This is a genomic window from Azospirillum brasilense (assembly GCF_003349955.1).
Taxonomy (GTDB): domain Bacteria; phylum Pseudomonadota; class Alphaproteobacteria; order Azospirillales; family Azospirillaceae; genus Azospirillum; species Azospirillum brasilense_B.
The window spans coordinates 1-8,796 of sequence record NZ_QLKQ01000143.1; the positions used below are offsets into that span (position 1 = coordinate 1).

The 8,796-nt window shown below is 68.0% G+C and carries 11 protein-coding genes; 2 read left to right on the top strand and 9 right to left on the bottom strand.

The genetic code is table 11. From position 1 onward, the window contains the following. The 9 genes from DXK32_RS31380 to DXK32_RS31420 all read right to left on the bottom strand — a co-directional run. A partial coding sequence (locus tag DXK32_RS31380; protein WP_205215875.1) for a TraU family protein occupies window positions 1-529 on the bottom strand: 529 nt, incomplete at its 3' end. After that, window positions 526-963 (bottom strand): TIGR03757 family integrating conjugative element protein, encoded by a 438-nt coding sequence (locus tag DXK32_RS31385; protein WP_114862086.1) that lies wholly within the window; start codon window positions 961-963, stop codon window positions 526-528. The genes DXK32_RS31385 and DXK32_RS31380, both read right to left, overlap by 4 nt. A 204-nt stretch (window positions 964-1,167) precedes the next feature. Next, the gene (locus tag DXK32_RS31390) at window positions 1,168-1,761 is read right to left on the bottom strand and encodes an AAA family ATPase (protein ID WP_247877435.1); all 594 of its coding nucleotides are present in this window, start codon (window positions 1,759-1,761) and stop codon (window positions 1,168-1,170) included. Further along, window positions 1,758-2,969, bottom strand: coding sequence for an MFS transporter (locus DXK32_RS31395; RefSeq protein WP_114862080.1), 1,212 nt, complete (start codon window positions 2,967-2,969; stop codon window positions 1,758-1,760). Before DXK32_RS31395 ends, DXK32_RS31390 begins: the two co-directional genes overlap by 4 nt. A gap of 44 nt (window positions 2,970-3,013) precedes the next feature. Beyond that, on the bottom strand, window positions 3,014-4,390 hold the full coding sequence (locus DXK32_RS31400; protein ID WP_114862081.1) for a CoA transferase: 1,377 nt from the start codon (window positions 4,388-4,390) through the stop codon (window positions 3,014-3,016). Between the two features lie 214 nt (window positions 4,391-4,604). Further along, entirely contained in the window at window positions 4,605-5,363 is a 759-nt protein-coding gene (locus tag DXK32_RS31405) for a sulfite exporter TauE/SafE family protein (RefSeq protein ID WP_114862082.1), read from the bottom strand. Between the two features lie 12 nt (window positions 5,364-5,375). Then, entirely contained in the window at window positions 5,376-6,011 is a 636-nt protein-coding gene (locus DXK32_RS31410; protein ID WP_114862083.1) for a LysE family translocator, read from the bottom strand. Between the two features lie 13 nt (window positions 6,012-6,024). After that, on the bottom strand, window positions 6,025-6,231 hold the full coding sequence (locus tag DXK32_RS31415) for a DUF1737 domain-containing protein (RefSeq protein ID WP_029578109.1): 207 nt from the start codon (window positions 6,229-6,231) through the stop codon (window positions 6,025-6,027). Window positions 6,232-6,233: 2 nt separating this feature from the next. After that, the gene (locus DXK32_RS31420; protein ID WP_114862084.1) at window positions 6,234-6,845 is read right to left on the bottom strand and encodes an RBBP9/YdeN family alpha/beta hydrolase; all 612 of its coding nucleotides are present in this window, start codon (window positions 6,843-6,845) and stop codon (window positions 6,234-6,236) included. Window positions 6,846-6,952: 107 nt separating this feature from the next. Here DXK32_RS31420 and DXK32_RS31425 point away from each other — a divergent pair, with 107 nt between their 5' ends. Both DXK32_RS31425 and DXK32_RS31430 read left to right on the top strand, forming a co-directional pair. Beyond that, complete coding sequence (locus DXK32_RS31425; RefSeq protein ID WP_205215877.1) at window positions 6,953-7,690, top strand: LysE family translocator; 738 nt, start codon at window positions 6,953-6,955, stop codon at window positions 7,688-7,690. A 61-nt stretch (window positions 7,691-7,751) separates the two neighbouring features. Further along, window positions 7,752-8,639 (top strand): PhzF family phenazine biosynthesis protein, encoded by an 888-nt coding sequence (locus tag DXK32_RS31430; RefSeq protein WP_058875826.1) that lies wholly within the window; start codon window positions 7,752-7,754, stop codon window positions 8,637-8,639. The last annotated feature ends 157 nt before the right edge of the window (window positions 8,640-8,796 follow it).

Here is an 8,796-nt window from a genome sequence, read left to right on the forward strand (position 1 = left end):
TCTCAAGCCTCGGCGGAGGCAAATAGCCGAAATATGTTCGTTTTTCCGCAGCCTGATAGGGCATGAAGGCGGTACCGGCGCCCTCGCAGGTGTAGCCGGAGGCGCTGGCGAACTGGCTGAACACATGGCCACCGGGATGGCCGATGACGTCGGCGTTCTTGAACTTCGCCAGGTTGTTCTCGTGATCCTCGTTGGTGGTGCCGTCGCCGCCGGCCTTCGCGGTCGGGTTCGGCAGGCTCATCGCCCGCACCTCGACCCAAGAGTTCTCGCCGGTGTTCGAGTAGCTCGACACCACGGCATCCGGGATGTAGTGGCGCACCTTGACCGAGGTGCGCACGGTGCATCCCGTCCAGGTGCAATAGAGCCAGTAGCAGATGCCGGTGACGCGGTACTCCAGGCAATCCGGCGACAGGGTGGAGGCCACGATGGTGGCCGTGTTCAGTGCGAAGGACGATGCGGAACACCCCAGCAGCAGCGCCGCGATGGCCAACCGCTGGCACCGGGATGGCGCGAACGGACGCCTCGTCATGGCTGCGTCCTCCGGTATTGGTCGATGCGGGCAACCGCACGGGCCACGTCCGCCTCGCCATAGACCACGTATCGGCGATCCACCACGATGGCCGGAACCTTGGCGACGCCAAGGCTCCAGGCATCGGCAACGCCCTGGTAGGCGGTGCCGATCCTTCGCTGCAGGTCTGTACCGCCCAGCTTCAGGCGTTGCTGGACGATGGCGCTGGCGCGCTCAGGATCGGTGGGCAGGTTGTCGGCCAGCTCCGCTTCGAGCACCGCGGCCGCGTCCAGGATGAGGTGCCGGTCAGCCTGGCCATGGACCGGATGATGCGAGTCGGTAACGACCCATACTTCCGCCGCGGCGGCGCGGGTGGCCAATGCCAGGATGGCAATGCCCGAAGCAAACCATGCTGAGCGAGCGCGAGCGGCATGAGGAACAGCGCAAGAGTCCATGAGACAACACCGGAGGGAAGCCAATCCGGTGACAGTCGAACCGAAATCCGGCTTCGACACGACAAACAAACCGGAGACCGCCTCTTCCCGTTTTCGCCATCCCTGTCATCGCGTGATCACCCCAAACGGTGCCTGCGAGTGCGCCTGCGACAAGGCCGCGTTCGGATCGACAGCCAAGGCGGCCGCCACAAGTCGGTCTCGCCTTCAGCGGCGATGAATCGCCTGGAGAACGAAGTCGGCCCGTTCGGCCACACTGGCGCGCGGAAGCAACCTGACTTCGTAGCCGAGTGCCCGGTAGGTTGCATCCAGGTGGGCGTATTCCGCCTCAGCCTCGGGAAAGCCGTGCCGCCGCGCCTCGTCGGCGCAATAGATGTCCGGCCAGGGCGGAGCGAGGAACACGAGCCGCCCATAGGGGCGGGATTCGCCCAGGCTTTCCGACAGAGGTACACCGAACAGTCGCTGAAGCGCTGCGGCTGCGTCGATTAGCCCACGGTCGAAGAAGACCGGACCAGCGTCCCGTGCCGCGCCTTCGAGATCCATGGCGGCGACGCGCAGCGCCTCGCGCAGAAAGGCCGCGAGGTCGGTCCACGGCAGGGCGTTGCCGCCCTGTCGAATCTGCTCGGCGATGATCCTCCGCCCGGGTTCGGCGACGGTCGCATGACCACGCCGCCGCAGTTCCCCGAGCAGGGTCGACTTGCCGCCGCCGGAGCACCCCGATATGACCACCTGAGGTGGCATCGGCGTCATGTCAGGGTTTGCTTCGACCAGCAGACGGTTTGTCAATTCACTTGTCATCATTGGGTTAGCCGAAGAGACAGGCCCCACGCAATGGTGGTGCTGAGCATGCCAAAGGCGCAGACCCCGGCCCATCCATGCGCGGTGAAGGCCCACCCGCCTGCAGCAGCGCCGAAGGCCCCGCCAAGCAGCATCGTGCCCATGAACACGGTGTTCAGCCGGCTGCGTGCACCCGCATCCAATGCATAGATCATGGTCTGGTTCGCCACCTGGGCCGACTGCACGGCCACGTCGAGCAAGAAGATGCCGAGGACGAGTGCGGGGATCGATGAGCCCCCCAGGTACAGCACGGCAAATGCCATGGCGGTGCACACTGCGCCGGCACGAACGACTGCGCCGTGTCCGCGCCGGTCGGCAAAACGGCCAGCCGCCGGTGCAGCCAACGCGCCGCACACGCCAACCAGCGCGAACAGGCCGGCGGATACCGCGCCGAGCTGCAGCGGCGGCCGCTCCAGCCAGAGCGCGAACGTTGCCCAGAAGCCGATCGTGCTGGCAAACAGCAGGAACTGGACGGCCACAGCCTGGCGCAAGGAAGCGTGCTTGCGCACCAAATGCCACATCGACAGCAGCAATCGTCCGTAGCCGAGATCGGAGGACGGTGGTACCACCGGCAGCGTCCATGCCAGCCGAAAGCCCAGTACCAGCATCAGTGCCGCAGAAAAACCGAAGACGGACCGCCAGCCCCAAAGCTCGGTCATCCAGCCGCTCACCACACGGGCCAGCAGGATGCCGATCAGGATGCCGCCCGTCACCACGCCGAGCACCTGCCCCTTGCGGTGGGAGGGCGCCAGGTGGATGGCCAAGGGAACCAGTTGCTGCGCCACGGTGGCGCACAAGCCCACGGCGAGGCTCGCCAGTGCCAATTGAACGAAGCCGGAGGACGCGGCTGCCAGCACCAAGGAGAGCACCAGCGCCGCCAGCGTTCGCAGGATGAGTGACTTGCGCTCCAGGCGGTCACCCAGTGGTGCCAGGAACAGCACGCCCAGGGCATTGCCCGCCTGGGTGAGCACGGGCAGCCAGGTCACGTTCCCCGCAGAGAGCGCGAACTCCCGGCTCAGTTCGCCGAGAAGCGGCTGGTTGTAGTAGCTGTTGGCCACGGATGCGCCCGCCGCCAGGGCAATGGTCCACAGCAGATGGGAGGGCAAGGCTGACGTGGCAGGCATCGGTGCGCCACGCGATGCATCGCCCGGGTGACCTGGGATATCGCTCATTCAAGGGGGCCGGCCGCATCAAGTCTCGGCTTGCGGACAAGCGCTCACCAGTTCGAGCGATCCGTTCCCGGCGGCACCGATGGTCGCGCGTAGCCGGCCGGTGTTCGCGCCAGTTGCGCGCTGGGGCGCACGGCGCGCAGCAGGCCGAAGCCGGAGACTTCGTCGGCGAGCCAGGGGCTGAGGTCCGGCCTGCCAGCCCGCAGGCCCTCTTCGATGCGCCCCAGCCCGCGCAGCCAGTGCCCGGTCTGCGCCAGCGACACCTGCACGTGCCAGCTTCCCCCTTCGCGCGACTGTCGCCACAGCGCGGCGGCGGCGCCGAAAGCCATCAGGAAGCCGCTGGCCTGGTCGAGGATCTGCATCGGCAGCGCGCGCGGCTTGCCGTCGCCCGCCGCCTCGCCCTCGGCGTGGTTGAAACCCATCGCCGTCTGCACCAACGAATCGAAACCGCGCCGACCGGCCCAGGGCCCTTGCGTGCCGTAGGCGGTCAGCGACACGGCGACGATGCCGGGCCGGCGCGCGGCCAGGGCCTCGGGCGAGAAGCCGAGCGCGGCCAGGCCGCCGGGCCGGTACCCCTGCGAGAACACGTGGGCGTCTTCCACGAGCCGCCACAGTGCTTCGCGTCCGGCCTCGCTGCGCAGGTCGATGTGCGCCGAGCGCTTGCCGCGGCTGGTTTCGGCAATGGCGGCGATGTTGGGCAGGTTTGGTGAATTGACCAGCATCACGTCCGCGCCGAACGACGCCATCGCCCGCCCACCGACGGGGCCGGCCAGGATGCGCGTGAGGTCGAGCACGCGCAGGCCGGCGAGCGGCCGCTCATCGGCCGCCAGGGGCGGCAGTGCGCGCGGTTGCGCATCGGCGATTCGGGTGATGGTCATCAGGGGTTGCGAGGCCACCGCCTGACCCTGGGGCGTGGCATCCCACTCGGCGAAGCTGCGCAACGCCGTGGCCACCAGTGCGTGGTCGGCCGCGGCCTGCTCGAAGTCCAGCGCCTTCCAACCCCGCAGGGCCTGCTCGGTGTCGGCGCGTGTGGCGGTTTCCGGGTCCAGGCCCAGCAGGCGCAGTGCACCATCGCGGTGGTGCGGGAAGTTGGTGTGGACACGCACGTAGCCATCGTCGCAGCGGTACAAGCCGGCGAACGGGTCCCACAGCTCGGGCTCCTGGCCGTCGAGCGTGAACCAGCCGGTGCATTCGGCGGCGGCGTGGGCCATGTCCACGGCGACACGCTGGCGCGGAGCACCCCGCTCATGGCCGAGTTCGCAGGCGGCGAGTGCAGCCGCGGCAATGCTGGTCTGCGCGGCGGTGCCGACAGCGAAGGACGAGGGGAACACCGGGTCGCTTCCCGTCAGCGCGATCCCGGCCAGCGCCTGCGGCGGCAGCCCGCCCAGCGACCAGAGCGCGGTCAGTGCATCAAGTGAATTCATCGAATGGACTCCTCACAGAAAGTTCGCCAACTGAATCGACACGGCGCCTCGTTGGTCGAGTCGAGTTGGCAGATCCAGGCGGGTGGCAGGGTCGGTGCCACGTTGTCCGCAAACGCGGCGGAGCGCAGAAAGCAGCATCGCGCGCCATTGGCGATGCCGGGGAGCGCCGTGTTCGCACAGGCGTGGGCGTCGCGCGCCCGCTGCAAACGATCCATCATGCGCCCGCCTCCAGTCCGAAGTACGCCGCGAGCGTCAGGCCGGTCGCCACGATCGTCCAACGCAGGGCCAGCGGCGGAATCCAGCGCGCCAACCGCGCGCCGGCATAGCCCCCCACGATCGCGCCCAGCAGGACCGCACTGCCTTGCGCCCAGGCGATGGACCTGGTGGCGACGAAGAGCATCACCGCGGCACTGGTCACGACGGTAGCCATCGCATTTTTGACGGCGTTGGCCTCCTGGACATCGCGCACACCCAGCAAGGTCAGGATCGCCATCAGCATGATGCCCAGGCCGGCGCCGAAGTAGCCGCCATAGAGTGCGGTCAGGAACTCCGCTCCCGCCGCCACCAGGTGCGGCACCTGACCGCGAGCATGCCGCTCGATGGCCTGGCGCAGCCAGGGTCCCAGGGCGAACAGAACGGTCGCGACGAGGATCAGCCACGGCACCAGACGGCTGAACTGTGCATCTCCGGTGAACACCAACAGTGCGGCGCCCACCAGCGAACCGGCACCGACCACGGGCAGGCTGCGCCGCAACTCGGCGCGGTGGCGCCCGAGCTCGCTGCGATAGCCGAGCAGGCTGCTCGCATGCCCCGGCCATATCGACACCGCGCTGGTGGCGTTGGCCACCACGGGTGGTACGCCGGCAGCCAGCAGCGCGGGAAAGGTGAAGAATGTGCCGCCGCCGGCCACCGCATTGCAGATGCCGCCGATCATGCCGGCACCGGCCAGCAGCAGGAAGGTTCCGATGTCCATGCCGCTCGCACCTCAGCTCGTCGGCCTGGACAGGGCCAGACGCAGGCCAAACCCCATCAGCGCCAGGCCGGTGAGCGCATCGAGCGAGCGCATCACCGTGGGCCGGCGCAGCCAGCGTGCCAGTGGCCGCGTGGCCAGCACCAGTGCGGCGAACCAGAGCAGTCCCATCGCGGCGTGGATGCCGGCCAACAGCACGCTGAATGCGACCACCGGCACATCGGCGGGAACGAACTGTGGCAGGAGGCTCACGTAGAACACCCCGACCTTGGGATTGAGCAGATTCGTCAGCAGACCGCGCAGGAACCAGCGCTCGCCACGCACGAGCGGCGGATCATCTGCGGGCAGCGTCGGCCGGCTCTTGAGCGCGCCAGAGATCAGCTTCCAGCCGAGCCAGAGCAGATAGGCCGCGCCCGCGATCTGCAGCAGGGTGTAGGCGAGTCGGGAGACCGCGAGCACCGCGCCGAGCCCGAGGGCCGCGATCAGCCCCCAGATCAGCACGCCGGTCACGATGCCGCCGCCCGCCCTCATCGCCTTGCGCCCCCCTTCCACAGCGGCCGTGCGCAGTACCAGCGCCGTGTCCAGGCCGGGGGTCAAGGTGAGCAGCAGCGCCGTCAGCGCGAAGCCCAGGATCGCAGTCGATGCATCCATTAGGAGATCTCCGTCAGAGCACAGACAAGTCCAGTGACTCGCTGTACGTCGTCGATTCGATGGTCTTGACGATGGCCTGGCCACAGATCACTGCGCCACGCGCCGGGTCGTAGGTCAGGCTCGGCTCGCCATACAGCGCCCAGCCGCTGTTCAGGGCCGCGGTGACGCGGTGGCAGAACGCCGCGTCGTCGATGCCGGTCAGGTAGCGGTACGCGAGCATGCTCATGCTCCCGGTCGATTCGATGCCGGCATCTGGACGCGCAGCCCCGCTCCGAATGCCTGCAGCAGATGCCAGCCGGTGTCCCAGTCGCCCACGCCGCTGGCGGCATTGATGTGCCCGAGGGCGCCGACTTCCACGCATCCCGCTGCCCAACCCATGGCCATGTGCCGGGCGTGCTCCGGCGAGCCATAGGGGTCGTCGCTGCTGGCGACCACCAGTGCGGGAAACGGCAGGGGGTCGGTCGGTGGCGGGCCGAACTCGCTCGCCTCGCTCGGAAACGCCGGTGCGTAGGGGTCAGGGACGGCAACGAGGAAGGCGCCCCGGACCTGGGCGATCCGATGCTGGATGTCTTCTCCGATTCCCGGCCGCGATGCCCAGTGCGCGACGAGCAGGCACGAAAGGCTGTGTGCGACCAGGACGACGGGCGCACCGCACTCGTCGAGGGCCGCATCGAGTGCCTGCAGCCAGTCGGCCAGGTCCGGCCTGTCCCAGTCGGCAGGCTGGAATCGCCGGCCATGCTCCTGGCGCGACGCCCAGCGCGTCTGCCAATGCTCCGGCCCGGAATTGCCGATACCGGGAAGCATCAAGAGGCGAACGGTCTGAAGGTGGCTCATGGTGGCGTGCGCGGATATCCGGAGTGACGTTGTCTGGCTGGAAACCTTAAGACCGATGCGTCGAATTGCCGAGTGAGAAGGTCTCAGCAAGCGTCGAGAAAAGCTCAATGGTCAGCTCGAATGGCCTTGGCTATCGTCGAAGTGCACTTCCTTCACAACCGACGAAGAAGCCCGCCGAGTTCGCCATGTCCGATATCCCGCTCCTGATTTCCTACGTCCTGGCGGCCTGGCTGTCCATCCTTACGCCCGGCCCGGCCATCCTGCTGGCGATGCGCAATGGCGCTCGCCAGGGCGTGGTCGCGAGCCTGTGGTCGACGCTGGGCAACATGTTGGGGTTGCTCGTGGTTTCCGCGGCGGCCGCGTGGGGCGTCGGCCTGTTCCTGCTTGCATCCGCCCACGCGATGACCGCACTGCGGCTGGCCGGCGCCGCCTACCTGGCGTACCTCGGTCTTCGCCTGCTTGTGCAGGGCAGACACACACGGCCGCCGGACGCCGGTGCCCATGACGCAGGGCCGGTGCAGGCCTTCGCGCTGGCAAAGGAAGGATTCCTGGTGGCGACATCCAATCCGAAGTCGATCCTTTTCTTCACCGCTTTCTTCCCCCAGTTCATCCGGGCCGACCAGGCTCTCATCCCTCAGTTCATGGGCCTGACCGCGATCTTCGTGATCCTCAGCGGCGCCACCTTGACCGGCTATGCCGCCATTGCAAGCCGCGTGCGGGGAGCATTGGGCACTTCCGTCTGGCGCCAGCGCTGCACGCGCTTGGCGGGGATCGGCTTCCTCGGATTCGCCGCATGTATTCTTTTGTGGAGACCGTCGAGCGGCGCCAAGGCCCTGGCCGCGTGATTCGTCCCCGGCCACGCGCACGCAACCGAGCACAGGCGGTGCGACCGAACCTGGAGAAGCAATGAACAAATCCTTCCTGCAAGTCGATGTGTTCACGAGCCAGCCGCTCAGGGGCAACCCGGCTGCCGTCGTGTTCGATGCCGACGACCTCGATGCGCGGACCATGCAGCGGATCGCGCGCGAGATGAACCTATCCGAGACGGTCTTCGTGCTGGCCCCGGAATCGCCCGATACCGACTATCGGGTGCGCATCTTCACGCCCTCCAGCGAGCTGCCGTTCGCCGGGCACCCCACCATCGCCACTGCGAGCGCAGTGCGTGCGCACCGTGGCGACCTGGCCGATGCAAGTCTGTTGCGGCAGGCCTGCGGCATCGGCATCGTGCCTGTCGAAGTCGTTCCGACCGAGGGCCCGCCGATCTACTGGATGACCCAGGCCAGCCCGCAGTTCCGCAACACGGCCATCGGTCCTGGGGAAATGTCGGCCCTGCTGGGCTGCGATGCGAACATGCTGGCCGCGATGCCGGTGGAAGTCGTCTCCACCGGCATCCCGTGGCTGATCGCCGAGCTGCGCAGCGTCGCCGCCCTGGCATCGCTGCGTCCCGACCTGCCTCGCATCGCCGAACGCTGCCGCGCATCGGGTGCCGTCGGCGTGACCGTCTTTGCCGAGCACGAGGCCGACGCGCCGGTACGCTTGCGCCTGCGCACGTTCGCGCCAGGCGAAGGCGTTGCCGAGGACCCCGTCTGCGGGTCTGGAAACGGGTGTGTCGCGGCATTCCTGGCAAGGCACCGGCACGCATCGGCTCTCCAGGGTGGCTACCTTGCGGAGCAAGGCATCGAGATGGGACGCGATGGCCTGATCCACGTCGAATGGACCCGAAACGGCGACGAACTGACGGTGCGCGTCGGTGGCCAGGCCGTGACCGTCGCCAGCGGCACCCTGCATCTGTAGACGCGGCGGCACGTTGAGCCGCTCGGTCGCCCATGGCTTGCCATGGCACCTGCGCGGCGTCCCCGACGAAGGCCTGCGCTGCGACGCACGCGGTTGCTCAGGGCTAGCCCGGATAATTCACCAGAGCTGAAGGTGTGGCGGCGGGCGCGAGGTTAAG

Excerpts from the sequence above, each read along its gene's own strand:
- DXK32_RS31385 (WP_114862086.1), bottom strand. The coding sequence starts at position 963 with ATGGACTCTTGCGCTGTTCCTCATGCCGCTCGCGCTCGCTCAGCATGG.
- DXK32_RS31430 (WP_058875826.1), top strand. The coding sequence starts at position 7,752 with ATGAACAAATCCTTCCTGCAAGTCGATGTGTTCACGAGCCAGCCGCTC.
- DXK32_RS31425 (WP_205215877.1), top strand. The coding sequence starts at position 6,953 with ATGGTCAGCTCGAATGGCCTTGGCTATCGTCGAAGTGCACTTCCTTCA.
- DXK32_RS31415 (WP_029578109.1), bottom strand. The coding sequence starts at position 6,231 with ATGCTCGCGTACCGCTACCTGACCGGCATCGACGACGCGGCGTTCTGC.
- DXK32_RS31405 (WP_114862082.1), bottom strand. The coding sequence starts at position 5,363 with ATGGACATCGGAACCTTCCTGCTGCTGGCCGGTGCCGGCATGATCGGC.
- DXK32_RS31395 (WP_114862080.1), bottom strand. The coding sequence starts at position 2,969 with ATGAGCGATATCCCAGGTCACCCGGGCGATGCATCGCGTGGCGCACCG.
- DXK32_RS31420 (WP_114862084.1), bottom strand. The coding sequence starts at position 6,845 with ATGAGCCACCTTCAGACCGTTCGCCTCTTGATGCTTCCCGGTATCGGC.
- DXK32_RS31410 (WP_114862083.1), bottom strand. The coding sequence starts at position 6,011 with ATGGATGCATCGACTGCGATCCTGGGCTTCGCGCTGACGGCGCTGCTG.
- DXK32_RS31390 (WP_247877435.1), bottom strand. The coding sequence starts at position 1,761 with ATGATGACAAGTGAATTGACAAACCGTCTGCTGGTCGAAGCAAACCCT.
- DXK32_RS31400 (WP_114862081.1), bottom strand. The coding sequence starts at position 4,390 with ATGAATTCACTTGATGCACTGACCGCGCTCTGGTCGCTGGGCGGGCTG.